21 protein-coding genes and 1 pseudogene are annotated in these 25,844 nt (G+C 32.1%); 20 read left to right on the top strand and 2 right to left on the bottom strand.

What is annotated here, in order from left to right; translation table 11 throughout:
* Positions 1–5: 5 nt before the first annotated feature.
* The 9 genes from H527_RS0119660 (at position 6) to sufD (ending at position 8,660) form a co-directional block, all read left to right on the top strand.
* Positions 6–1,394 carry a hypothetical protein gene (locus H527_RS0119660; RefSeq protein WP_027414225.1) on the top strand — a complete coding sequence of 463 codons (1,389 nt, stop codon included), beginning with the start codon at positions 6–8 and terminating at the stop codon, positions 1,392–1,394.
* Entirely contained in the window at positions 1,391–2,146 is a 756-nt protein-coding gene (locus H527_RS0119655; protein WP_027414224.1) for an MbnP family protein, read from the top strand. The genes H527_RS0119660 and H527_RS0119655 overlap by 4 nt, the downstream gene beginning before the upstream one ends.
* Position 2,147: 1 nt before the next feature.
* On the top strand, positions 2,148–3,200 hold the full coding sequence (locus H527_RS0119650) for a cytochrome-c peroxidase (protein ID WP_027414223.1): 1,053 nt from the start codon (positions 2,148–2,150) through the stop codon (positions 3,198–3,200).
* Positions 3,201–3,331: 131 nt separating this feature from the next.
* Positions 3,332–3,661, top strand: coding sequence for a HesB/IscA family protein (locus tag H527_RS0119645; protein ID WP_027414222.1), 330 nt, complete (start codon positions 3,332–3,334; stop codon positions 3,659–3,661).
* A 40-nt stretch (positions 3,662–3,701) separates the two neighbouring features.
* Positions 3,702–5,147 (top strand): Fe-S cluster assembly protein SufB, encoded by a 1,446-nt coding sequence (sufB, locus tag H527_RS0119640; RefSeq protein ID WP_027414221.1) that lies wholly within the window; start codon positions 3,702–3,704, stop codon positions 5,145–5,147.
* A gap of 26 nt (positions 5,148–5,173) precedes the next feature.
* Complete coding sequence (locus tag H527_RS0119635; protein WP_027414220.1) at positions 5,174–5,575, top strand: hypothetical protein; 402 nt, start codon at positions 5,174–5,176, stop codon at positions 5,573–5,575.
* Between the two features lie 48 nt (positions 5,576–5,623).
* On the top strand, positions 5,624–6,502 hold the full coding sequence (locus tag H527_RS0119630; protein ID WP_027414219.1) for an N-acyl homoserine lactonase family protein: 879 nt from the start codon (positions 5,624–5,626) through the stop codon (positions 6,500–6,502).
* A gap of 6 nt (positions 6,503–6,508) precedes the next feature.
* Positions 6,509–7,261, top strand: coding sequence for a Fe-S cluster assembly ATPase SufC (sufC, locus tag H527_RS0119625; RefSeq protein WP_027414218.1), 753 nt, complete (start codon positions 6,509–6,511; stop codon positions 7,259–7,261).
* An 85-nt stretch (positions 7,262–7,346) separates the two neighbouring features.
* Positions 7,347–8,660 carry a Fe-S cluster assembly protein SufD gene (sufD, locus tag H527_RS0119620; protein ID WP_027414217.1) on the top strand — a complete coding sequence of 438 codons (1,314 nt, stop codon included), beginning with the start codon at positions 7,347–7,349 and terminating at the stop codon, positions 8,658–8,660.
* A 72-nt stretch (positions 8,661–8,732) separates the two neighbouring features.
* Here the strand turns inward: sufD and H527_RS0119615 are convergent, their stop codons facing one another.
* On the bottom strand, positions 8,733–10,085 hold the full coding sequence (locus tag H527_RS0119615) for a serine hydrolase domain-containing protein (RefSeq protein WP_027414216.1): 1,353 nt from the start codon (positions 10,083–10,085) through the stop codon (positions 8,733–8,735).
* A 180-nt stretch (positions 10,086–10,265) separates the two neighbouring features.
* Between H527_RS0119615 and H527_RS0119610 the strand changes: the two genes are divergently transcribed.
* The 7 genes from H527_RS0119610 to H527_RS0119580 all read left to right on the top strand — a co-directional run bounded on the left by H527_RS0119610 (position 10,266) and on the right by H527_RS0119580 (position 15,365).
* Positions 10,266–11,480 carry an aminotransferase class V-fold PLP-dependent enzyme gene (locus tag H527_RS0119610; RefSeq protein WP_027414215.1) on the top strand — a complete coding sequence of 405 codons (1,215 nt, stop codon included), beginning with the start codon at positions 10,266–10,268 and terminating at the stop codon, positions 11,478–11,480.
* 90 nt (positions 11,481–11,570) lie between these two features.
* The gene (locus tag H527_RS23365; protein ID WP_051316880.1) at positions 11,571–12,269 is read left to right on the top strand and encodes a DUF4377 domain-containing protein; all 699 of its coding nucleotides are present in this window, start codon (positions 11,571–11,573) and stop codon (positions 12,267–12,269) included.
* Between the two features lie 144 nt (positions 12,270–12,413).
* Positions 12,414–12,836: a SufE family protein gene (locus H527_RS0119600; protein ID WP_027414214.1), complete on the top strand. Its 423-nt coding sequence runs from the start codon at positions 12,414–12,416 to the stop codon at positions 12,834–12,836.
* A gap of 50 nt (positions 12,837–12,886) precedes the next feature.
* Complete coding sequence (locus H527_RS0119595; protein WP_027414213.1) at positions 12,887–13,213, top strand: SUF system Fe-S cluster assembly protein; 327 nt, start codon at positions 12,887–12,889, stop codon at positions 13,211–13,213.
* Between the two features lie 42 nt (positions 13,214–13,255).
* Positions 13,256–13,693, top strand: coding sequence for a PaaI family thioesterase (locus tag H527_RS0119590; protein WP_027414212.1), 438 nt, complete (start codon positions 13,256–13,258; stop codon positions 13,691–13,693).
* A gap of 15 nt (positions 13,694–13,708) precedes the next feature.
* Positions 13,709–14,218: a DUF2480 family protein gene (locus tag H527_RS0119585; protein ID WP_027414211.1), complete on the top strand. Its 510-nt coding sequence runs from the start codon at positions 13,709–13,711 to the stop codon at positions 14,216–14,218.
* Positions 14,219–14,396: 178 nt separating this feature from the next.
* Positions 14,397–15,365 carry a DUF3078 domain-containing protein gene (locus tag H527_RS0119580; protein ID WP_027414210.1) on the top strand — a complete coding sequence of 323 codons (969 nt, stop codon included), beginning with the start codon at positions 14,397–14,399 and terminating at the stop codon, positions 15,363–15,365.
* Between the two features lie 372 nt (positions 15,366–15,737).
* On the opposite strand, the gene H527_RS23360 is transcribed toward H527_RS0119580, so the two are convergent.
* Entirely contained in the window at positions 15,738–18,452 is a 2,715-nt protein-coding gene (locus H527_RS23360; protein ID WP_051316879.1) for a glycoside hydrolase family 19 protein, read from the bottom strand.
* 682 nt (positions 18,453–19,134) lie between these two features.
* Between H527_RS23360 and H527_RS0119570 the strand changes: the two genes are divergently transcribed.
* The 4 genes and pseudogenes from H527_RS0119570 to H527_RS24665 form a co-directional block, all read left to right on the top strand.
* Positions 19,135–22,218 carry a WGR domain-containing protein gene (locus H527_RS0119570; RefSeq protein WP_027414209.1) on the top strand — a complete coding sequence of 1,028 codons (3,084 nt, stop codon included), beginning with the start codon at positions 19,135–19,137 and terminating at the stop codon, positions 22,216–22,218.
* A 3-nt stretch (positions 22,219–22,221) separates the two neighbouring features.
* Positions 22,222–23,853: a hypothetical protein gene (locus tag H527_RS0119565; RefSeq protein ID WP_027414208.1), complete on the top strand. Its 1,632-nt coding sequence runs from the start codon at positions 22,222–22,224 to the stop codon at positions 23,851–23,853.
* Positions 23,854–24,116: 263 nt separating this feature from the next.
* A complete protein-coding gene (locus H527_RS22775) occupies positions 24,117–25,604 on the top strand; it encodes a reverse transcriptase family protein (protein WP_081414659.1) in 1,488 nt (495 codons plus the stop codon).
* 114 nt (positions 25,605–25,718) lie between these two features.
* Positions 25,719–25,844 (top strand): annotated as a pseudogene (locus H527_RS24665) (IS256 family transposase); the annotation flags it as partial.

The raw sequence follows: 25,844 nt of genomic DNA, 5'->3' as shown, positions 1-25,844 counted from the left end.
GTCAAATGAAGACCTTTAAACTTTTATATATTCAACGTATTGTATTTATAACAATGGTTGTATTAAGTTCTTGTAGTAGTGATGATAAAAATCCAGAAACAAATCCAGAAACAAATCCAGAAGAAGAACAAGAAATTATCAGAACAATAGAATGGACAAAAACATTTGGCGGAAGCAATGAAGATAATGCCCTATCTGTAGTAGAAACTGCAGATGGGGGTTATGCCATTGCTGGATACACCTTAAGTATTGATGGAGATATAACCGATAAAACAGCAACCGATAGTGATTATTGGGTACTTAAACTCACTAGAGAAGGAGAAATTGTATGGAGCAAAACTTATGGAGGAACCGGAGACGAGAGAGCAGAAAAAATCATTAAAACTAATGATGGCGGATATGCAATAGTAGGATATAGTAGAAGTAATGATGAAGATGTAACTTCAAATGAAGGCTTACAAGATTACTGGATTGTTAAACTTAATGGTGCAGGAGATATTCAATGGGAAAAAAACTTTGGTTTTTCTGGAATTGATCGTGCTTTTTCTATCGTACAGACCAATGATGGAGGGTATTTTATTACAGGATTTTTAGACGTAAGTGCCAGTAATGGAGAAGGTAATGATGATAAATCAAAAAACAACGAAAAACATGGAGTAGGAGAATTTTGGGGTATAAAATTAGATATATCTGGGAATAAGATCTGGAGGCGCTATTTTGGAGGAACTAATAACGATCGAAGTTATGATGTTCTTCAAACCGAGGATAATGGGTTTTTAATGATCGGATCTTCAGAAAGTATTGATTTTGATGTAACCAATAGTAAAGGAAGCTATGATTTTTGGGCAGTAAAAGTAAACTCTGAAGGCACTAAGATTTGGCAAAAATCTTATGGAGGATCTGAAATCGATGTCGCTTATGCAATAACATCTACTGGAGATGGAAAATATATAATTATAGGAGATTCTCGAAGTGACGATGGTGATGTTTCTAGTGCCAAAGGAAATGCAGACCTGTGGATGATACAAATAGATGGAAACGGTGCTGTTTTATGGGAAAAATCTATAGGAGGAACACAGTTCGATACTGGTAGAGGTATTTTTACAACTCAAAACAACAACTTTATCATTACAGGAAACTCCAGAAGTAATGATGTAGATATAAAAGAAAATAAAGGGCAAAGTGATATCTTAAATCTACTAATTAATAGTAAAGGAGTAGTACAATGGCAATCCACCGTTGGAGGTAGTCTTGCAGAATTTGGAGAAAGCTGTTTAGAAACAAGTGATAAAAAAATAATCATCGTTGGTAGTTCAGAAAGTAATGATTTTGATGTACCAAGTAATAAAGGATCAAAAGACTTTATTATAATAAAATATAAAGAAGAAAAATGAAAAATATAATAATAATCGTATTTACGATTTTAGCAATAACATCATGTAAAGACGATGATGATGTAAAAGTGGGTAGTGTAAACCTTAATTTTAACAATAGTATAGAGAACACTTCAATTATTATGAATAATACTTCATATACCAATAAAAGTGGTGAAACATACACTATTTCACAACTAAAGTATATTATTAGCAATATTGTTTTTATTAAGGCTAATGGAGAAGAATTTAAGTACCCGACAGAAAAAAGTTATTTCCTGATTAATGAAGAAGTAGCAGAAAGTAAAACCATAGAACTAAACACTATATCCGAAGGTGAATATACAAAGATTAGATTCGGTATTGGCGTAGATCAATCCAAATACCCGTTACATAGGACAAATAATTTTATACCTACGGCACAAGAAAATGAAATGCTATGGAGCTGGTCTGCAGGTTATATATTTCTTAAATTTGAAGGAGGTTATTCTGTAGGAGGGCAAGAAAATACAGATTTTAAAATACACATAGGTAGCCACGGCACAACATTAGATAATTATAAAGAAGTTATTTTGGATTTACCAAACACTTTAAACATCAAAGAAAATGCGACTTCAAGAGTAGTTATAAATGCAGATATAGCCAAAATATTTGATAGTGTAAACACACATTCTTTATCTATAAAAAGTGATATTCAGGTAGATCCCGAAAATGCTCCAAAAATTGCAGAAAATAGCGCTACGATGTTTAGCGCAGCGAGCATAAATGAATAATATGGAATTACGAATTTTGGTATACATAATATCTCTCCTTTTCTGGACTTCCTGTAGTTCAGAAAAGGAAGATTATGTACCCATTACAGAGAATGCTAAACTAGAATTTACTGTTCCTGCAAATTTTCCAGAGCCTAGTTATAATGTTACTCTTAATCCTCCTACAGAAAAAGGGTTTGAATTAGGCAAAAAATTATTTTATGATGGCCGTCTGGCATCAGATGGAGTAATCTCTTGTGGATTTTGCCATATACAAGATTTTGCATTTACCCACCATACACATATTGTAAGTCATGGAGTAAATGGTGCGCTGGGTACTCGAAACGCACAACCTTTACATAATATGGCTTTTATGAAAGAGTTTACATGGGACGGTGCAGCAATACATCTAGATCTGCAACCTATTATACCGATTACTGCAGAAGTTGAAATGAACGAAACATTTACAGGCATTATAAAAAAATTAGAAGAGCAACCAGAATATGTAAAATTATTTGCAGAAGCTTTTGAAGATCAAAAAATAAATTCAGATAATATGCTCAAGGCAATTTCTCAGTTTATGATTATGATGATTTCGGCAAATACAAAATACGATAAAGTAGAAAGAAATGAAGGTTCTGTATTTACTGAGCAAGAAAGTGCAGGCTTAGAACTGTTTAAGTCCAAATGTGCCTCATGCCACCAAGGAACATTATTTACGGATCAATCGTATCGCAATAATGGTTTGCCAATAGATCCAGAGTATAATGATGTAGGCAGAAAACGAGTAACAGGTTTAGAAGAAGATATCTATAAATTTAAAGTTCCGAGTTTAAGAAACATAGAACTTACTTTTCCATACATGCACGATGGCAGATTAAAAACTTTAGAAGATGTTTTAAATCATTATAGTGATGGCATGGTAGATTCTAGGACCTTAGATCCAATATTCAAAAGTCAAAATAACATTAAAGGAATCCCAATGACTACTGAGGAAAAACAATTAATTATTGCTTTTTTAAAAACCCTCACTGATGATGATTTTTTAAATGACGACCGTTTTTCTGAATTCTAAAAAGCCCCTTTTACCATCACTATAGTTTTTTCTTATCCTAATATATAATAGATAAATGTTAGGTTTCGTGTATAAAATATACTTATGTAGTATATTTGCATTCAATTTAGAATTAATCTATTTACAAAAATATGATCAAAGTATCTGATATAGCTAAAAAGAAAATCATTGAACTGATGAGTGATGATGGGTATGATGCTTCTGTAGATTATGTACGTGTAGGTGTTAAAAGTGGCGGATGTTCTGGTTTATCATACGATTTGAAGTTTGATAAAAATCAAGAAAACGAAGATAAAGTTTTTGAAGACAACGATATAAAAATCATTGTAGACAAAAAAAGTTTCCTGTACCTAATAGGAACAACTCTTGAGTATTCAGGAGGACTAAATGGTACTGGATTCGTGTTTAATAACCCTAACGCAAGTAGAACTTGTGGTTGTGGAGAAAGTTTTTCCCTTTAATTGATAAAAAAATACCCTGAATTATTTCAAGGTCAAGAAAATGGCGTATACCGAAGACGACTTAAAGAAAGAATTAGAAACCAAAGAATATGAGTATGGATTTTATACCGATATAGAATCTGATACTTTTCCTGTTGGTCTTAATGAAGATATAGTTCGTGCAATTTCTAAGAAAAAAGAAGAACCAGAATGGATGACAGAATGGAGGTTAGAGGCCTTTCGTGTTTGGAAAGAAATGGAAGAACCAGAATGGGCTAATGTTACCTACAAAAAACCTGCTTTTCAAGATATTTCCTATTATTCCGCACCTAATAAAAAACCAAAGTATAATAGTATAGATGAGGTAGATCCTGAGTTATTGGATACATTTAAGAAACTTGGAATATCATTAGATGAGCAAAAAAAGCTAGCAGGAGTTGCTGTAGATATTGTAATGGATTCTGTATCTGTAGCTACAACATTTAAAAAAACATTAGGAGAAAAAGGAATTATATTTTGTTCCATTTCTGAGGCCATAAAAGAACACCCAGAACTGGTTAAAAAATATATTGGATCTGTTGTCCCACAAAAAGACAATTTTTATGCAGCTTTAAACTCTGCAGTTTTTAGTGACGGATCCTTTTGTTATATACCAAAAGGTGTTCGTTGTCCTATGGAGTTGTCTACTTACTTTAGGATAAATCAGGCAGGAACAGGACAATTTGAACGCACCTTAGTAATTGCAGATCAAGGTAGTTATGTTAGCTATCTCGAAGGATGTACAGCTCCCTCTCGTGACGAAAATCAATTACATGCAGCTGTTGTAGAGTTAATAGCACTAGATGATGCAGAAATAAAATACTCTACTGTCCAGAATTGGTATCCTGGTAATGCCGAAGGAAAAGGAGGAGTTTTTAATTTTGTTACTAAAAGAGGAATTTGTGAGGCTAATGCCAAAATTTCATGGACACAAGTAGAAACAGGATCTGCAGTAACCTGGAAATACCCTTCATGCATACTTAAAGGAGATAACTCTGTTGGAGAATTTTACTCTATTGCAGTAACCAATAATTACCAACAAGCAGATACTGGAACAAAAATGATACACTTAGGTAAAAACACCAAAAGTACTATTATTTCTAAAGGTATTTCTGCAGGAAAATCTCATAATAGTTATCGGGGATTAGTGCAAATAAACAGCAGAGCAAGCAATGCACGTAATTTTTCACAATGTGATTCATTATTGATGGGCAATGAATGTGGCGCACATACGTTTCCTTATATAGAAGCAAAAAACAAAACTGCTCAAATAGAACATGAAGCTACTACTAGCAAAATAGGTGAAGATCAGATTTTTTATTGTAACCAACGAGGAATTGATACAGAAAAAGCAATTGCATTGATCGTTAATGGTTTTAGTAAAGAAGTGCTAAACAAACTACCTATGGAGTTTGCGGTAGAGGCTCAAAAACTTTTAGAAATTTCCCTAGAAGGTTCTGTGGGGTAATTGTGTAACCATCAAATTCTACTTTTATGAAAAAACTATTTATTTTAATTGTATTAAGCCTTATTGTTATTTCTTGTAAGTCTGAAAGTAAATCAGGAGAATCCGATTTAATTCGCGGAGAGTTTATTTTTATCGACGATGCAGCAGTTATAAAAGGTACTGATTTTATTTACGGAGTAGTAATTAATGATTTAACTCATGAGTTAGCCAAAAAAATAGAACCTCTACAAAGAGAAGAATATGACATGGTTCCCGTAGTAATAAAAGGAATCGTAAAACCTAATCCAGAAGAAGGTTGGGAAGAAATAGTTGAAATAAAAGAAATTATAGGAGTAAGTGCTCCAACATCAGAATTGCCAACTAAGATCAAATCATCGGATCAAATTAAAGGTACAGAAGAAGCAAGTCACAAAGGTCATAATCACTAAATAATTGAGAAAATCTTTGCGAAGAGAAGAAAAAATATAAAAAATAAAGTGAAAAAATACATATCCTTATTATTTGTTTCTGTGGTTATTTTTGCCTGTAAAGAAACAAAAAAACAAAATTCAGATCCCATAGTTAATTCTGAAGAAATAAAAAAACCAGATGTAAAGCTTTTCACTTTAGACGGTGGTCATATAATGGTTAATAACTTAGAACTTTTTTCACAAGACACCACATATCATGGTCAAACCAAAGAATTTGCTAATGCTTTTTATATAATCAGTCACCCCAAAGGTAATTTAATGTGGGATGCAGGTCTTCCTGAAATGCTAGTTGATTTGTCAGAACCTTTTACAGATGCTAGTGGAGCATTTACTGTATCTCGAAAGGATTCCGTAGGAAATCAATTGAAATCTATAGGGATGAGTATAAAAGATATTAAGTATATCGCTTTATCACACTCTCATTTTGACCATACTGGTCATGCTAATGTTTTCAAGAATTCTACATGGTTAGTACAAGAAGTAGAATATGATTCTATTACTAGTCCAACGAGTCAGAAAAAAAATACGGATAACTATAATGCCATTAAAGAGTTAACAAACATAAAAAAAATAAACGGGGATTTTGATGTTTTTGGCGACGGAAGTGTCGTTATCAAATCTATGCCAGGACATACTCCTGGGCATCAAGTTTTATACCTCGATTTGATAGAACATGGCCCGCTTTTATTAACAGGAGATTTGTATCATATGTATGAAAATAGAGAACACAGAAGAGTTCCTATTTTTAATTTTGACACAAAACAAACTTTAAAAAGTATGGATGAATTTGAAGCTTTTGCTAAAGCAAAAAATGCAAAAATATATCTACAACACCAAAAAGAAGATTTTAATAAATTGCCAAAAGCACCTAAATATTTAAATTAAGAGATGATGCTGAAAATTACAGATTTACACGCAAGTATCGAAGGGAAAGAAATCTTAAAAGGTCTTAACCTAAATGTAAAAGCAGGAGAGATACACGCTATTATGGGGCCTAATGGTGCCGGTAAAAGCACATTGGCGAATATTATAGCAGGTAAAGAAGAATACAAGGTTACTAAAGGAAAAATCCTTTTAGAAACTGAAGACATCGAAGAGTTAGCACCTGAGGAACGTGCTCATAAAGGTGTTTTTCTGTCTTTTCAATATCCTGTAGAAATTCCTGGGGTAACGGTTACTAATTTTATGAAAACTGCTATTAATGAGACGCGAAAAGCACAAGGCCTTGAAGAAATGCCAGCAAAGGATATGCTTAAAAAAATTCGTGAAAAATCTGAATTATTAGAAATCGACCGTAAATTTTTATCTCGTTCTCTTAATGAAGGTTTCTCTGGTGGAGAGAAAAAACGTAACGAGATTTTTCAAATGGCAATGATGGAACCAAAATTAGCCATTCTGGATGAAACAGACTCTGGATTGGATATTGATGCTCTTCGTATCGTTGCTAATGGCGTAAACAAACTAAAAAGTGACAACAATGCCATTATAGTTATTACACATTATCAAAGATTATTAGACTATATAGTTCCAGACTTTGTACATGTATTGTACGATGGTAAAATCGTAAAGTCAGGAACTAAAGATCTAGCTCTGGAATTAGAAGAAAAAGGATACGATTGGATTAAGGAAGAAATAAATGCATAATTAGTTGGATGTCGATTATTCATCGATAGTAAACGTAGCTTTTATTTAAATAAAACGACAAACAACAGACAATAAGCAATTAAATATGGAGTTGAAAGATAAATTAGTATCCTCTTTTTTGGCTTTTGAAGATACAGTAGATGTGGATAGTGCTGTTCATGATATCAGAAGCCAAGCTATTAAAACTTTTGAAGAAAAAGGATTTCCTACCAAAAAAGAAGAAGCGTGGAAATATACTTCGCTAAACGCAGTTTTAAAACATGATTATAGTATTTTTTCAAAGGAAGAGGACAATTTAGAGTTTAAGGATATAAAAAAATACTTTCTTCATGATCTGGATACTTATAAAATTGTGTTTATAGATGGAAAGTATTCTTCTCATTTATCCGAAACTACACATGATAAAATAGATGTCTGTTTAATGTCTTCTGCATTAACACATGAAAAATATCGTTCCATAATAGAAAACTATTTTAACAAAATAGCAACAGAAGATGGTATAACATCCCTAAATACTGCTTTTTCTAGAGAAGGAGCATATATCTATATTCCAAAAAATAAACTGGCAGATAAACCAATACAAATTATACATTTCTCTACAGGAATAGAATCTGCACAAATGTTACAACCTCGTAATCTGATTGTTGTTGGCGAAAACTCTCATGTACAAATTATAGAGCGTCACCAAAGCTTAACAGATAATCCAGTTTTAACTAATTCTGTAACCGAGATTTTTGCAGATAAAAGAGCTGTTGTAGATTATTATAAAATACAGAACGATAATCAAAATGCATCCTTAATAGATAGTACCTACATAGAACAACATACGCAAAGTGTGGCATCTGTACATACTTTCGCTTTTGGAGGGAATATTACCAGAAACAATCTTAATTTTTATCAAAAAGGAGAGGGAATTGATTCTATTCTTAATGGTATAACAATTATCGAAGGAAAACAACACGTAGATCATAATACATTAGTACACCACAAAGAACCTAACTGCGAAAGCCATCAAGATTACAAAGGTATTTTTGATGAAAAAGCAACAGGTGTTTTTAACGGTAAAATAATTGTAAATAAAGAGGCTCAGAAAACAAATGCTTTTCAATCTAATAACAATATATTGTTAAGTGATAAAGCAACCATTAATTCTAAACCTCAGTTAGAAATCTTTGCAGATGATGTAAAATGCTCACATGGTTGTACTATAGGGCAATTAGATGATAGTGCATTATTTTATATGAGATCCAGAGGTATAGGAGAAAAAGAAGCCAGAGCTTTATTAATGTATGCATTTGCTAATAATGTACTATCAAGTGTAAAAATACCTCAGCTAAAAAGTAGAATTAATAAGTTAATTTCCAAAAAACTAGGTGTTAACCTTGGTTTTGATTTATAAAACAGAAAAAACTATTTTTAAATCACACAAAACCCCCACAAGTATTTAATACTTGTGGGGGTTTTTGGTATATTAATTTATTGCAGAAATAATTTCTTTTAAAAACGTATTAAAATCTACACCTGCATCTCCTATCAACCCAAAACGAACAATTACTAAATCTTTAGATGGAATTATAAATACTCTTTGCCCTTGAAATCCATTTGCAGAGAACATATCTCTAGGTGCATCTGGATAAAAACCACCTGCATTTAACCAAAAATGACCACCATAATCCCCGTTAGAAGTTGGGCTTGGTGTAGTAACATAATCTACCCAATCAGGATTAAAAATTTGTTCCCCATTCCAGTTTCCCTTATGAAGATATAAAAGCCCAAATTTACCCCAATCTCTAACTGTTGCCCAAGCATAAGAAGATCCTACAAAATTACCCGCCATATCTGTTTCTATAAGCATAGAATGCATTCCGATTTTATCAATAAATTCGCGATAAGGGTAATCCAAATACTCTTGATAACTTTTAAATTGTTTTCTTAATATACCTGATAATAAATTAGATACGCCAGAAGAATAGTACCAGTACTCATTTGGTTTATGAATTGCTTTTTTATGAATTTGAGCAGACGTCATATCAGCATCTACGTATAACATTTTTGTAGCATCAGAGATAGAACCATAATCCTCTTCCCATTCTAAACCACAGTTCATTTGTAATAAGTTATGGATTGTAATATTTTTTCTCTCATCATTTTTCCATTCTTGTACTGGAGCCTTATCATTAATGTCTATTTTCCCTTGTTTATCGAGAACACCATACACAGTACTAATAATGCTTTTAGTCATAGACCACCCCAGTAATTTTGAGGTCTTATCTAAGCCGTCTATATATTTTTCTGCAATGATTTGATCTTTATGGATAACCAAGACAGCCCTTGTATTCTTTATTTTATCTACACCAGTATCAAATATCGAAGTAACAGCATTACCTATCTTTTTATAATTAATAGAATTAAAAATAGTATCTTTTTGTTCCAAGTCTCCATAAGGATAGGATAATTTAGTAGGTACTATCGTTCTATTTGGGACTACTACAGGTACCTTTTCATCAAAATTTTCATCAATCAAAACACTACCTAGTCCTTTTCTATAGATTGCTTTTCTTTCTTTAAGCCCAAATACAGAAGCAACCGTCATATTTTTCTTTTTATCTATAATATCTTCTGCCAGATTTACAGGGGAGAAATCGTTATCATTTGCATCTGTATATTCTAAACTTCGGTTTGCAATAAAAACCGATGAATTCATGTTTTTTGCAGAATATCCTGTAAGTATGGTTAGTTTAGGATAACTGAGGATAGCGGTAATACAAGCCCCTGCTACAAGTACTATAAGTGTAATACCAATAATTTTTTTTAAGAGTTTCATTAAAGTGTGGTTTTAAGATTAAATGTGTATTAATAAATATATATATACTACTATACATTTCCTAAATTATCTTTATGCTTAATCATTTTTAGAATACTCATTTTACAAAAGGGTTAAATCATTCTAAAAATAAACAACCCTACTTAGAAATACTTATTACTTTTGCAGAAAGAAATGAATATGTTAGATGTACTAAAAATTAGAGAAGATTTCCCTATTCTTAAAAGAAAAATAAACGGAAAACCTTTGGTATATTTTGATAATGCAGCAACATCTCAGACACCGCTTGCAGTTATAGATGCTATAGTAGATTATTACAGTAATTATAATTCTAATATTCATCGCGGGGTACATACTTTGTCACAAGAAGCAACAGATGCTTATGAGATGGCTCGTAAGAAAGTACAGGAGCATTTTAATGCAAAACATAGCTATGAAATTATTCTAACTTCAGGAACCACACATAGTATCAACATTGTAGCTACAGGATTTACTAATCTTTTGTCTAAAGGAGATGAAATTATTGTTTCGGCACTAGAGCATCATTCTAATATTGTACCATGGCAAATGCTTTGTGAGCGTGCAGGAGCTGTTCTTAAAGTAATTCCTATGAATCTCGAAGGAGAGTTAGTAATGGATGTTTATGAACAATTATTATCTGATAAAACCAAACTTGTTTTTGTGAATCATATTTCTAATGCCTTAGGAACAATAAATCCTATCGAAAAAATAATTCATAAAGCACATAAGGTTGGTGCAGCCGTATTGATTGATGGTGCACAGTCTTGTCCTCATATAAAACCAGATCTTCAAGCTCTAGACGTAGATTTTTATGTTGCATCTGCACACAAACTTTGTGGACCAACAGGGGTCGGGTTGTTGTATGGAAAAGAAGAATGGTTAAATAAGCTTCCTCCTTATCAGGGTGGTGGTGAAATGATAGATCAGGTAACTTTTGAAAAAACTACTTATGCCGGTCTACCACATAAATTTGAGGCGGGTACTCCTAACATATGTGGAGGAATAGCGTTTGGAGTAGCGTTGGATTATATGAATGCAATTGGTTTTGATACTATTGCAGCCTATGAAAAAGAACTGTTAGAATACGGTACAGAAAAACTATTAGAAATCGAAGGTTTAAAAATTTATGGTACATCCAAAAATAAAACATCTGTAATTTCTTTTAATATAGGGGATATTCATCCGTATGATATAGGTTCTATTGTAGATAAATTAGGGGTTGCGGTTCGTACAGGGCATCACTGTGCACAGCCTATTATGGATTTTTATAAAATACCAGGAACAGTAAGAGCATCTTTTTCATTTTACAATACCAAAGAGGAAATAGATATTTTGGTGGAAGCTGTTAAAAAAGCAAAAATGATGCTAAGCTAGTATTTATTTTATAACAAAAACTAAGAAGAATTCGTTTGCTATTTATATTAGTATACAATATACTGTTTGATAGTCTAAAACCTTTACCTTATGAATAACTTTGTTGTTTTAGTATCCTTTATCTTTTTATTTTCTTCTTGCAAAGAGACAAAAACAATATTCATTGCGGGTTCTTTAGCAGATTGTGTAGGAGAAGCTCCTCAAAAATGTATATTATATAAAGAGAACCCTACAGAGGATTGGTTGTTTTTTTACGATACTATAGAGGGTTTTAAATATGAAGAAGGATATATATACGAAATAGAAGTTGCAATTACTAAGATCGAAAATCCTCCCGCAGATGGTTCTTCATTACAATATACCTTAGTTAAAATACTATCTAAAGAAAAAGACCTCTCTATAACTCCAAATTTTCCAGATACAGTAATACATATTGAATATGAATCTTTGTCTAGAGCATCTTTTCTTCAAATTAAAATAAATAAGGATCTTATAGAAAGAACAACAGATAGAAATTTAAAGAAATTTTCCTCTAAAGAATGCTCAAAAGAAGATTGGAAATCCATTCTTTCTCTTTTAAAAAATATAGATTTTAAAAAAATCGATATTCTAAAATCACCAACTGAAAAACGCCTTTTTGATGGAGCGCCACATGCGCAATTAAAAATAACTATTTCCAGCCAAACATATACTTCCAGTGGTTTTGATCATGGCAACCCTCCTCAAGAAATAGAACCATTAATTACTGCTATACTAGGATTAGCAGAAAGTATAGAAAACAATAATTAACCTGCTTAAATTGTTGTTTTTTTATGAGTAGAACTATACAAATGTAAGTCTATATAGAAATTGCATAATAATACTTTTTAGTTACGAATGAAAATCTTGATTATGCTCATTTCTTATCGTACTTTTGTTAAAAAATTGTAGGTAATGACGATTCAAGAAATTCAGGAAGAGATTGTTGACGAGTTTAGTATGTTTGATGATTGGATGCAGCGATATGAGTATATGATAGAGCTAGGAAAATCACTTCCCCTTATTCAAGAAAAATATAAAACAGAAGATAATATCATTAAAGGATGCCAAAGTAAAGTATGGGTACATGCCGAAATGAAAGATAACAAAGTTGAATTTACCGCAGATAGTGATGCAATTATTACGAAAGGTATTATCGCAATTTTAATACGAACTTTTTCTGGGCAACACCCTACAGATATTATTAAGGCAGATACCAATTTTATAGATGAAATTGGATTAAAAGAACACTTGTCACCAACACGTGCTAATGGTTTAGTAAGTATGATTAAGCAGATAAAACTATATGCTGTTGCTTACCAAACCCAATTAAATTAATTACTTTTTTTACTAGGTCTTACCTAGCAAAGAGTATAAAATCAAATAAAATGAGTGAAACCAATATAGACACTAACGAACTAGGAGAAAAAATAGTAAAAGTTTTAAAAACTATTTATGATCCTGAGATCCCTGTAGATATATATGAATTAGGTTTAATTTATGACGTATTTGTTAATGAAGATCAGGATGTAAAAATCTTAATGACACTTACTTCTCCTAATTGCCCAGTTGCAGAATCTTTACCAGAAGAAATACGAGAAAAAGTAAAATCTCTAGATGCTGTAAACGATGTAGAGATGGAACTTACTTTTGATCCACCTTGGTCACAGGATTTAATGAGTGAAGAGGCTAAATTAGAGTTAGGAATGCTCTAAGGTAATATTATTAATACTTTCTACAACCACTAAATAAGGAAAATGGATCCTGAACATTATAGTAAATTAGAAAGAATGTATCTACAAGCAAATATTAATACAAAAGTGTATGATACTACTACCATAAAAATTTCTGAAGGATTGGCACAAATAGAACTAGAGATTTCAGAAAAATATTTTCATGCTTTAGGAGCAATACACGGCTCAGTTTATTTTAAATTATTAGATGATGCTGCGTTTTTTGCTGTAAATTCAGTTATAAAAGATGCTTTTGTACTAACTACTTCATTTACTATTAATTTAGTCCGACCAGTACATAAAGGAATTATTACATCGGTAGGAAAGATTAAGTTTAGATCCAGAAATCATTTTGTTGCAGAATCTGTTTTATATAATGAAGATGGGAAAGAAATTGCATTTGGAACAGGAAATTTTACAAAAAGTAAAATAGAACTATCCCAAAAAATAGGATATAAATAAAATTACAATACGATAATGGCAGAAGAAATTGTAAATAAAGTCGCTAGTAATATAAATTTAATCACTTTTGATTTAGAAGAATATTATCCTAAAGGAAACCGTATACTTTTTGATATAAAAGATTGGCTATATGAAGGGTTGATTTTACGTGAAAAAGACTTTAGAAAACAAGTAATGGATCATGATTGGAGCCAGTATCAAGATGCTTATCTTGCATTAACTTGTTCTACAGATGCTATTATCCCAGGTTGGGCATATTTATTAGTAACTAGTGCTGCATTTCCTTTTGTAAAAAAAGTGGTGGTAGGATCTTTAGAAACTATTGAAACGCTTCTTTATAATGAAATTATTAGGAATCTCGATATTTCTAAATATCAAGACAAGTTTATTATTATAAAAGGATGTGCTAATAAACCAGTCCCTCAAGGAGCTTATATTGCATTAATCCAAAAACTACAACCAGTTGCAAAAAGCCTTATGTATGGCGAAGCTTGTTCCTCTGTACCTCTATACAAAAGAAAATAAAACCTTTTGTCTGCAAATAGTGTCTTTTGTCGAAAAACACTACGCTATGAGCTTTTTTTTACAGTAAAAATCGTTCCTTAAAATATATTTGCCAACGTAAAAATATAGGCAGTCATTGATACCCACAAATTACGTAACTTTTAAAAATGACTCATTAAAACTAAAAACTATGTATTACATGAAAAAAACACTTTTAACACTATCATTAATAGCAATTTCTGCAATTTCATTTGCTCAAGAAGAAACAAAAGAGAGTGAAGCTCCAAAAGAGGGGTGGACCAGAGGAGGAAATATTAGCTTATTATTTAATCAATCTGCTTTTAATAATGATTGGACTGGTGGTGGAGTTTCGAATATCGCAGCTAACCTTTCGATATCGTATGGTTTTAACTACAGAAAAGGACCAATTTCTTGGGATAATAAAATTATTGCTGATTATGGTTTAACAAAAATAAAAGGAGACGATTTTACAAGAAAAACAAATGACCGTTTAGAGTTAAACTCTATTTTAGGAAAGCAAATAAAAGAATCTAATTGGTATTATTCTTTGTTCTTAAACTTTAGAACACAAATGGATTCTGGATTTGAGGATAGAGAAACACCACTTTTAGATGATCAGGGAGTTCCTGTGATGATAAATGGTAATGCTTTAACAGAAAAAACTCGTGTTAGAACTACTCATTTCTTTTCGCCTGCATATTTACAGTTTGGCCCTGGTATGCTATGGAAAAAAAGTGATAATCTTTATGTTAATATAGCTCCTGCAACAGCTAGGATGATATTTGTTCATAAAGAATTTACAGATGTTGGCAATTCACAAGCTGCTATTGATGCTTTTAATACTTCCGGAGGTTATTTTGGGGTAGAAGCAAACGAAACTTCTCGTTTTGAATTTGGAGCTTCACTTAGTGGATATGCCAAGTTTGAAATCATGAAAAATATATCTATAGAAAATATTTTAAATTTATATTCTAATTATTTAGAAGACCCGCAAAATACGGATATAGACTATACAGCTAATGTTGTAATGAAGATCAATAAATATTTATCTACAAACATTACTTTTCAAGCAATCTATGATGATAATGCAGTTCGTGCTTTTCAAATTAGAGAAGTGTTTGGACTTGGTGTAAATTATGGATTCTAAAAGATAAAAAAGTATAACTTTTAAAAAGCGCCTTTTCTTCAAAAAAAGGCGCTTTTTAGATAATAATTAATTTGATATTACTTTATTCAAGTACAAGTAACAATTTCATAAAAAAATCATAGGCATACCTCGTGAGCTTGTTCCGAGGTTATTGATTTATTTTATCCGAAAAAGGTAGTCAAATTATAAAATAATGATTCATTAATTAAAACAATAAAAAAACCAGCTACATTACTGTAACTGGTTCTCAGCATTTATTTGCTAACTCTTACCGTTTATTCATAACTTCTACTAGAAAATTATAGCAGTAGGAACAGCTGGGAATTAGAGAAAAAGTGACTAAATGAACACTAGCCACCTTCATACATATTATTAATTTTTGATTAATTTTTCTGTTATAACCTTACCATCTATGTAAATTTTATAGATATATAAACCTTTTTTCAAAGAAGAAAGATCCTCTGTAAAAACAGTATTTCCTTCAAGGATATTTTTGTTTACAAGAGTTTGTACTTTTTTACCTGAATAGTCATAAAGTACAATTTTCAAAATAGTACTCTTTTTAGAGTTTACACTAATATTAATCTGGTCAGAGATTACAGTAGGATATACTTTAGTCGTAATAGAGCTTATAGGAACACAGTCTGAAACAAAAGTCCATTCGTTGCTAGTGTTTGGTATACTTCCTTTGGTCCAGTGTTTAGCTTGGTATATTTTCTTAGAATAATATACTTTATCGTTACCGTTATATGCTTTGGTAGCAGCCCACAGTTGTGATCCACAATAGTCTTCTGAAGCTCCACCATTACAATCTTTTACATAGTCCCATACATCATTTATTCCTGGAGTATCTGTACTTTCAGCATACCATTTGTTTTTATATACTTTTCCTTCATAGTTAACAAGTTGACCAGAAGACGGGTATATTTTTGCTTCCCATGTAGCAACATCTCCACAGGTTCCCCCAGTAGTTTTCTTTTTAACAGTAAAAGTAGTATTGCTTTCTGAAGATAAGCCTTCACCATCAGTAGCAATTATTTTAAAAGTAACCTGTCCAAAAGAAGTAGGCATCCAATTAGCAGTATATTCTCCAGATGGGCTTTGAATCGCAGCAACGGCAGTATCATTTACCATAAAAACAACACTACTAACAGATACATTATCATTTACCAATGCTTTTAATGGAACACTAGCTAATTGTAGTTGCTCGATAGTACTTGAATTAGCAGGCAAAACTCCTGATATTGAAGGAGCCGTATTTTGACCTGTATTTTCTTGTACAGTAAAAGTAATTTTGTTTTCTGTAGTATTGTTATCGTTATCTGTAGCTATAGCTGAGATAGTAATTGTTTCGAATGCGGCAGGTGTAAAATCTGCAGTATATTGATCTCCTGTTTTTGTAGCAGTGATAACAGTATTATTGTGCTTGAAAGAGAAAGATTGTACAGTACCATCACTATCTGTTGCAGTTGCAGCTAATGTAAGTGTTGGAAGTGTTGTAGCTTCTATGATTTGGCCATTTGTTGGTTTCTCCCAGTTAACAGTTGGTGCAGAACTAGGTGTTCCAGTACATTCTTTAACCAGTTCCCAAACTCCATCAACTCCTGGTGTACTACCGTTGGGTGCATACCACTTGTTTCTGTAGATTGCATTATTGTATCTCACATAGTTATCTTTGTCTTTATAGATTCTAACGTTTATCCATTCTGGGATTTCATTACAATCAAGATTAGTACCATCCCAAATGATTACTTTATTAGTAGTAGTGGCAGTTTTTCCGTTTTCGAAAGTTGCACTAGAAGTCATAACATGGCTTCCGTATCCAGTAGGAGTCCATGAAAAAGTAGTACCATTAAATGTTTCTGTTCCAATAGTTGTTGTAAGAGTTTTTAGAACAGAGTTTTTTTGATCTACTTCTATCTTTACAGCAACGGCAGCAAAAGTATTTTGCAGGATTAATTGATTGTTAGTTGGAGATACAAAGGTAATCGCAGGTTTCTGCGCACATGGCTCAGCAGTAAAGTCACCACCAGAATTACCTGAATATTTAGTCATATCTTTACAACCACAGTCAGATAAATCATTTACACCATCCATATCTGTTCCGATATTATAGATACCAGTAAATCGTTCGTAATATCCAATTCTGTCTGCTACTTGCCCTTTTTCTGAAGCACCTCCGTGTCCACATTCGATACCTCCATTGATGATGTTTACAGTCATTCCTAATCCAGGAACTCTGTTTTTTTCGATATCTAATTCATTAGGAACCCAAGTGTCTGCCATTACTGTATGTGCAGATGGTTTTGGGTATTGAGGTGTCATCCAGAACCAAATAGCTGTTTCAAATGCTAAAGCAGAGTCTTCAAGTACTTTACCAGGATTATCTAATAGAATTTGTTTGTCTCCAAAGATGATATGACTAGCAGCTCCATAGTTAAAGTTATAAGAAAGTTGAATAGGGCCTCTTCCTTTATATGATTGACCTGGTGTTGCAGGATAGTGAGGGTCGTTTGCAGCTACATAAGGAGCATCTGTTTTTTCTTCATTGAAATGTAATCCCCAAGAGAATCTTCCTCCTGGTGCTGTATCCCATCCTCCTGTAGTTTCGTGAGAGATATTTGCAAAAAAGGCAGCAAGCTCTCTTTTTCTAGTTTCTAACGTTCCTTCTTCTAAGAATGAGGCGTAATCAACATTATCTATAATGATCTCTTTTTCTAAGTTTCTTGGTGCATCAAAATCAACATGAGTTCTCAATAATAAAGAAGCTCCAGTGGTTTTGTCCGTTCGAGTTATTCTATATGCATTGGTTCCACATCTTCTTTCAAACATCACTCTAATGTTCTTCATTCTTTTGATAGCTTCTATAAATGCGTCATAGCTGTAAAAATCATCTTTAGGATCGATTACATAGATATCTCCTACTAGTTTTGATCCGAATCTGTGTGGGAATAAAACATCCCATTGAGCTCTTGATACCAATGGGTGTTCTTCTATTACTTGTTTAGAATAGTTGGTTGCCCTGTGACTTTCTTCTGAGTTTACCTGAGCGATACTGGTGTAACCAATCATGAAAACCAGAGCCATGACTAGCTGTTTTAAGCCCTTTTGATAAAGAAACTTCTTTATTGTACATTTAGTTGTTTTGTTCATAGTTAAATGAATTAAGTTGAGTTTAAAAAAATAATTTAATTGTTAATACGCAGTCAATTTTATTGACTAAACAATCTAAATTGATTCTTTATATGGTTTTAGCAAAATAAAATATACAAATGGTATGCTTTTATATATACAGGACATCGATGTGAAGATTAGCCGCTTTATTTGCGATAATGTATTTATGTTAAAGAGTTGTGTATTTAAAGTTTTAAAAGCTAACGTATTGTTAAATAAACTGTTGGTTTTTGTCTATGTTTTTTTAGGGAATAAGAGTAATTTATTCAATTGTAATTTGTATCCATTTAACCTCTTATTTTTTTAGGTTTTCTATTTATCAAAAAGAAGACTACTTATTTTTGATTTTACCATCATCAATACAGAAACTTGTCTTTGATTTTCTTTACCTCGTTTAAGTTTTCCTATTCTCTATTTCTTTTACATCTATCCTAATGGAGTGTTTTTGCAGGTATACTAAAGAAAATAAATATCAAAAACAGAAGGTAAAACACAAGCATTCCAATAAAAACTAAATACAGTCAAAAAATAGTAATGATTAATTTTGAAATATCATTTAAAAGCGAGATTTTTAGTTCATAAAATCCAATTCACATTGAAATTACTAAAAAGCAAATCACTATATTTTAAAGATGCAAAATCGGATAAAATATATGAAGTAGATCTTTGCGAAGTAGATTCAGAACTATTTGTTGTTAATTTTAGATATGGAAGACAAGGAAGTACCCTTAGAGAAGGAACAAAAACGGTCTTTCCTGTCTCTTATGAAGAAGCAGCAACTACATTCGATAAACTTGTAAAAAGCAAAGAAAATAAGGGATATGCAGAAGAAGATCAAGAAAATGCTTTGATCCAAAAAACAGAAATAAATGAAGATGACAATGTAAATACGGCACGAAATGAAGTAATTCTCAAATACCTTAAAGATGCTGTCTTAGGTAATTATACAAGAGATTGGAAAGTATCCAGAATTATATGGAGAGCAGGAGCCCTTGGTCTTGTGGAATCTTCAGAACATATTTCTCATTTTATTACATCCAAAGATGAATTTGAACAATATTCTGCTATTTTAGTATTGGCAAAATTTAAAGATACAACTGTAATAGAAAGGATTTTTCATGTTTTTGATGAAAAAAAATGTACCAATAAAGTAGGAAGAGCAGCAGCAGCATACTTACTTAAAACCTCGAATGAAGGAAACCTGTATCAAAAAGAAATATTTGAATACGCCAAAAAAGAACTACCTATAGAAATAGTAGATCATTTAAACAATAAACAGGAACTCTTAAGTGAACTGGCAGCTTATTTTATGAAAGAAAGTGGTATGCATCCACTATGTATATATTATCTGTATCTTCTCTCCTATCAGGATACTCAATTAAGAGATATATTGTATACATTTATAAATCGATTACCACTAAAATTAAATACATTTAAGTCTATTCGGTATATATATAGAACTGCCGAAGTAACCGAAGATTTTGTTTTTTATGCTTTAATTTCTAAGCGTATCGCTATTAGTAAACCTGGATATAGAGGATATGGTACTTATGACTCAGATTGGAATTGGATATCTGCTGATGAGGAAAAGAAAAAAAATAATCCACGAATTGCTTTTTCTAGAAAAACCAAAGAATATTTTGGTAATGCAACCTATAAAACTATACACTCTCTAGGGAAATTTAATGTAAATGGGTATGTGGATTTTGCTAAAGAATTATTATGCAGTTTAGATGACGCTACCGATAAGAGAAGTGAAGAAACAAAATATCAGTATAATTACGATTATGATACAGGAAATTATGAAACTATAAAACAACAGTATCCTAAATATTGTGATTTTCCAGCATTAATGTATGTTTTATATGGTAATGCAGAAAGGTTTCATCGCACCAGAAAAAGATGGTATTATGTGGGAGATGTTTCTGGCACAACTCAATTACCTAGAGAAGAAGCCTTACAAGAAGTATGGAACACCAAACCGCAAGAAGTATTATATATTCTTGCCAATGCAAAAAGTGAAGAAGCAATTCGCTTTTCAATTCGTATCATAGAAGACCAACCCAGTTTTTTGGATGAAATTCCTCCTGACATCTTCAGGAAATTAATAATTCATTACGATGCACGAGTAGTTAATATTGTAATAGATATTCTGGAGAAAAAATATGAAACAGAAAAACCAGAGGAAGAAATTCTATTATCGTTACTTTTATCCAACAGTAAAAAAGCTCAGACCCTTGGCTTAGAGTGGTTGCAAAAATATGAAGTTGACTATATGAAGAGTGCTGATTTTTTAGCAGCATTAATAGTAATTGAAAGATCAGAAGTTACAGCTTATGTGTATAAATTATATGAGAATAAAGTAGCCTATGATTTGCCATTACATATAGATCAATTAGCACCATTTTTAGAAACATCAAATACCTATCCATTCGATTTTCTTTTAAAAATAAATGAATTAATTGGGAAAACATATTTTGGGCAGTTATTGAAAGATGTATCCAAAGAAAAGATTAAAGAATTAGTTAATAGTAGCTCGATTGCTAATAAATTATTTGCAGCAACATTAAGTAGAGTAAATACAATCCCTACTTATGAACTGTCAAAAGATTATGTAGGAGAATATTTAAATGCCGATGAAGAAGTATTAAGAAAGGCAGGAATAGAATTAGTATCAGATTTTCCGGATCAATATTTATTAGAGCATCATCAACTCATAAGCGGGTATTGTTTTTCTCCACATATAGAAGTACGCGAGGCTATCCAACCTACAATAGGAAAGTTGACAGGTTTAGATAAAAAATTTAAACAAGGGTTATTGGATAAATTACTGCAAGTACTTACCGAAGAAGAATCCTATGAAGGAGTTCATAAAAGTAGTTATGAAGTATTGACAAAATACTATGGAAATGATTTACAGGAGGTAAATCAAGATGGAATTCTTGCACTGATATTGTCTAAATATGAATTTGCACAAAAACTAGGAACTCCGATATTTCAGAAACGAATTCAACTCCATGATTTAACCATATCACAACTTATATCATTATCAACAAGTGATGTTAGAGTAATTCGTGATACACTAGAGGTATATTTTAAAAGTAACCCATCCCGTATCAATTATGAATTTGAAGAAGCTTTACGAATTTTTAATACAGATTGGAAAGATGCTAGAGAATGGGCATTTGATTTTTTTGACAATACTATAAAAACAGAAACCTGGACTTTGGACACATTATTATATATATGTGATCACACCAAACAAGACGTACAGGCATTTGGAAGGAAAATGGTAACTACTCGCTTTAGAAAAGAAGAAGGGTTACAATTATTATTAAAATTACAAGAACATCCTTCTAAGACAATGCAATTTTTTACCACTAATTATTTAGATACTTATGCCCGAGATGCGCCAGAAGTAATTCTAAAACTAGAAGCTTTTTTTAAAACTACACTATTTAATATAAATACAAATAGTGCTGCAAAAGCAAGAGTATATGGATTTTTAGAAAAAGAAGGTGTTAAAGACCCGTTAGTAGCTAATATGGTAATTAGAGTTCTTGATTCTGTATTGGCAACCAAAACAATAAAAGATAAAAGTAAGTGTATTGATATTATGCTTGCGATTAAGGAGACTTTTCCTGAAATAGAAATCCCATTAATTATAAAAGCTGTTTAAAGTATGAAGTTTAACTATAAATATGGCGGAACAAGCAGCGTACAAAATGGAGTTTCATCAACAGGTGTTGCTTTTGCACCAGATGTACTTAGAGATCCTACGTTTTTTATTGGAACTCTACACAAAAAGATTCCTTTTAGAGAAGCCATTTCAGCATTACACGATGTGGTGGTTGCAGATTTTAAGTTCAAGCCCAAAGATAATACCCAATACTTAGAATGGTTAAAAAGTCAGGAAGAAGTATGGTTAGCAGAAGCCAATCAAAAACTGGATAAAACCAATACAGAGATACACGAATTACAAAGAAAACTAAAAGGATTGCGAGAGCAGCGAGAAGTAATAACAAAACCTTATTATAAAGCGCAAAGAAAATATTTTAACTACTTATACACAAGAGATTATGCAGCTTGGCTAGTATTGGACCCTGTGATTACAGTACATCCTGATCAAGTTTTTTTTGAATGTTTTAGTAAAGATGAATCTGTATACGGTAAACTATCTTGTAATTATGACGTATTTACTAACATCAGTGATTTTAAATGTGGAACTACCAATATAGATTACTCAGAAAATTTATATCAGGAGTTTCAGAAAATACGTAGCTATAAAGAAACAGATTTTAAGATTGATCCCAGTGGTTTTGATGTGCAGACTACAGGAGAAGAAAATTATAAAGAAATAAAAATAGATTTGCCAGATAGTTGGCTTCGTGGCTTCTTACAAGTAAGCTCGGCAATGACCAGCGAGAAAATATCCTTTGAGTTAGAAGCCGTTGATATTGCTAATTTTATTTTTGTCTTAAAACGAAATAAAGAAAGAAAAAGTCCACGATCTATTAAGTATATCCTAAAACCAGGACAACCAATTATAGCCGTTTTCGAGCCTTGGAATATTGAGATAGAATGTTCACGATCCATTTATCAAGGAGATGTTGAAAAAGAAATACGTGTTTGGGGACGACGACGAATTCTGTTATTAGAACGCTTATTGCCAATAACAGATAAATTTACAGTACACCTTTTAGGAACTGGAATGCCATCTTTTTACACAGCGCACCTAAACAATGATATGTATTTTACATTAGGGCTTTCGGGATGGACAGCAAACGATTGGACACAGGTTAGCCAACTGGATTTGTTAGCACCAAGAGGACAAGTGTCTTCTTCTGCATTGCAAACCATATATCTTGAGTTAAGAAAGAATTGGTTTCGTACAGAAAAAGAATTAGCTACAGATGTTGGGATGGATGTGTCTACAGTAAATAAAGCATTAACAACATTTACGCAAGCAGGTAAAGTGATTTATGATTTAAAAAACAAAGTATACCGTGCCAGAGAATTAAAACGAGAAGGAATAGATATAGATGCATTACGTTTTTCTAGTGATACAGATAAAGAAGCCTATAAGATTTCACAACAAGAAGATGGAGTACGTAATATAGAACATAAAGAAAATCAAGAAAAAATTACCATTACAGGGGTTGTAGATAAGACCTATACACCTAGTGTAACGGTAGATAGAGACCTTAGAATTGTTGATGGAAATTGTACTTGCGCATATTATTATAATAACAAAATGACAAAAGGTCCTTGTGCCCATATATTAGCACTTAGGATTGCTTTTGAAGATAAATAAATTATATTTGTAACAGGTAGTGATAAGAGAGAAAACCTTGCATTTTGATTGGTGGATCGCCAATCCTGCATACAGACACTAAACGCGTCACTGGCTCGAACTTAACTTGTGAAATAGGTACTATAGTGCCATTTCCGGTTAGACTTCTACGAAGTGAAATAGCACTATAGTACCTATTTCACTGGAGTTGTTCAATCCAGTCTTTAGAATTGTACGAAGGGAATAAAATACATCTTATCGCTACTTTTTTTATACCATATACTATGGCAGATTCTGCAACCAGAAGACAAGAGATTTATGATAAAATAAAAGAATCGTCAAAAGATCAGTATATCCTAGAAGAGATGAAGCGTCTTGGATTTTGGAATGAAGGTCAGGTTGATTTTGAAACAGTAAATCAATATTTCAAAGAAGAAAGTGAATTATCCCAGCAGTTACAAAAATTGCTTAGAGAAAAAAGACTGGTAGAAAACCCTGAAGCTTTTCTAGCTCAAAAACATAAAGAACGAAAACTAGCCTCTAAGCAGAGTCAAAAAGAAACAAAGGAGAAGAGAGAAAAACTAAGGCAGGAAAAAGCCGATCGTTGGAAAGAATCAAAGGAAAAGGATATCTTATTTCTTGGAGCAGGATATTCTCATACATTACATGATAAAAGCACAAAACAGGATAGATTACAACAAGAAAAATTACCTGTTTTACAAAATGCAGAAGATGTTGCTAAAGCGATGGATATTTCGATAGGGCAACTTCGATTTTTATCATTTTCCAGAAAAAACTCTAAAATAAATCATTACAAAAGATTTCAGATTCCAAAAAAAACAGGTGGATTTAGGTACATATCAGCACCACAACCTAAGCTAAAAAAAGCCCAGCATTGGATTTTGGAAAATATCCTAAACAAAGTTACAATGCACCCTCAAGCACACGGATGTGTTATAGGAAAGTCAATTAAAACAAATGCGATTCCACACGTTGCAAAAGATGTAGTGATTAATCAAGATTTAAAGAATTTCTTTCCTTCTATAGTGTACCCAAGGATTAAAGGTGTATTTCAGTCATTAGGGTATTCAGATCAGGTAGCAACTATTTTTGCACTACTTTGTTCAGAGCCTAAAATAGTAGAAATATCTGTTCTAGGAGAAGATTATTATGCACAACGAGGGGAGCGTTTTTTACCACAAGGATCCCCTTGCAGCCCCGCTATTACTAATATTATTTGTAGAAAACTAGACTATCGATTAGATGGGCTGGCACGTAAGTATGGTTTCAGTTATACACGATATGTAGACGATCTCACATTTTCTGGAGAAAAAGATCAGTACGCACATATTACTAATATGCTTAAGTATTCTCGTAGGGTAGTAAAAGAAGAAAATTTTACCCTACATCCCGATAAGTTACGAGTAATGAAAAAAGGAGTGCGACAAGAAGTAACAGGAGTTGTGGTCAATGAAAAGCCAAATATTGATAAGAAATCATTAAAAAGATTTCGAGCATTATTATACCAAATAGAAAAAGATGGTTTAAAAGATAAAGTATGGACAGGCAAGGCGGATCTATTATCTCAGATTCATGGGTATGCCAATTTTATAAACCAGATTGATCAAGAAAAAGGTAAAAAATATAAAGAAAAGGTTAATATTATTTTAGAGCGATATAACTATAAAGATAACCACAGAAAACAATATGTAAAAACCTTTGTTAAACCCAAAGGATTAATGAGTAAGTTAAGATCCTTTTTTAGGAAATGATATTAGTAGTGTTTAAAGAAATCATCGGCACTAAGCCACGAAGTGTGTAATTAAAAAATATCGAGGGTTGCAACCCTCGATATTTTTTTGTTTAATTTTAAATTTTACACACTCATGAAAAAAGAAGATTTATTATCCGACGATTTTTTAAAACAGTTTAAGACTGGAGATGAACTCAGCAGTTTTTTAAAACAAATTCAAAAGCGCGGTATTGAAAAGATGCTTGAAGGAGAATTAGAT

The organism is Aquimarina muelleri DSM 19832 (assembly GCF_000430665.1).
Taxonomy (GTDB): domain Bacteria; phylum Bacteroidota; class Bacteroidia; order Flavobacteriales; family Flavobacteriaceae; genus Aquimarina; species Aquimarina muelleri.
This window is presented reverse-complemented; position numbering and strand designations above follow the sequence as displayed.

Bases quoted from the DNA above. Each gene is read 5' to 3' on its own strand.
- H527_RS0119660 (WP_027414225.1), top strand. From the start codon at position 6: ATGAAGACCTTTAAACTTTTATATATTCAACGTATTGTATTTATAACA.
- H527_RS0119655 (WP_027414224.1), top strand. From the start codon at position 1,391: ATGAAAAATATAATAATAATCGTATTTACGATTTTAGCAATAACATCA.
- H527_RS0119650 (WP_027414223.1), top strand. From the start codon at position 2,148: ATGGAATTACGAATTTTGGTATACATAATATCTCTCCTTTTCTGGACT.
- H527_RS0119645 (WP_027414222.1), top strand. From the start codon at position 3,332: ATGATCAAAGTATCTGATATAGCTAAAAAGAAAATCATTGAACTGATG.
- sufB (WP_027414221.1), top strand. From the start codon at position 3,702: ATGGCGTATACCGAAGACGACTTAAAGAAAGAATTAGAAACCAAAGAA.
- H527_RS0119635 (WP_027414220.1), top strand. From the start codon at position 5,174: ATGAAAAAACTATTTATTTTAATTGTATTAAGCCTTATTGTTATTTCT.
- sufC (WP_027414218.1), top strand. From the start codon at position 6,509: ATGCTGAAAATTACAGATTTACACGCAAGTATCGAAGGGAAAGAAATC.
- sufD (WP_027414217.1), top strand. From the start codon at position 7,347: ATGGAGTTGAAAGATAAATTAGTATCCTCTTTTTTGGCTTTTGAAGAT.
- H527_RS0119615 (WP_027414216.1), bottom strand. From the start codon at position 10,085: ATGAAACTCTTAAAAAAAATTATTGGTATTACACTTATAGTACTTGTA.
- H527_RS0119610 (WP_027414215.1), top strand. From the start codon at position 10,266: ATGTTAGATGTACTAAAAATTAGAGAAGATTTCCCTATTCTTAAAAGA.
- H527_RS23365 (WP_051316880.1), top strand. From the start codon at position 11,571: ATGAATAACTTTGTTGTTTTAGTATCCTTTATCTTTTTATTTTCTTCT.
- H527_RS0119600 (WP_027414214.1), top strand. From the start codon at position 12,414: ATGACGATTCAAGAAATTCAGGAAGAGATTGTTGACGAGTTTAGTATG.
- H527_RS0119595 (WP_027414213.1), top strand. From the start codon at position 12,887: ATGAGTGAAACCAATATAGACACTAACGAACTAGGAGAAAAAATAGTA.
- H527_RS0119590 (WP_027414212.1), top strand. From the start codon at position 13,256: ATGGATCCTGAACATTATAGTAAATTAGAAAGAATGTATCTACAAGCA.
- H527_RS0119585 (WP_027414211.1), top strand. From the start codon at position 13,709: ATGGCAGAAGAAATTGTAAATAAAGTCGCTAGTAATATAAATTTAATC.
- H527_RS0119580 (WP_027414210.1), top strand. From the start codon at position 14,397: ATGAAAAAAACACTTTTAACACTATCATTAATAGCAATTTCTGCAATT.
- H527_RS23360 (WP_051316879.1), bottom strand. From the start codon at position 18,452: ATGGCTCTGGTTTTCATGATTGGTTACACCAGTATCGCTCAGGTAAAC.
- H527_RS0119565 (WP_027414208.1), top strand. From the start codon at position 22,222: ATGAAGTTTAACTATAAATATGGCGGAACAAGCAGCGTACAAAATGGA.
- H527_RS22775 (WP_081414659.1), top strand. From the start codon at position 24,117: ATGGCAGATTCTGCAACCAGAAGACAAGAGATTTATGATAAAATAAAA.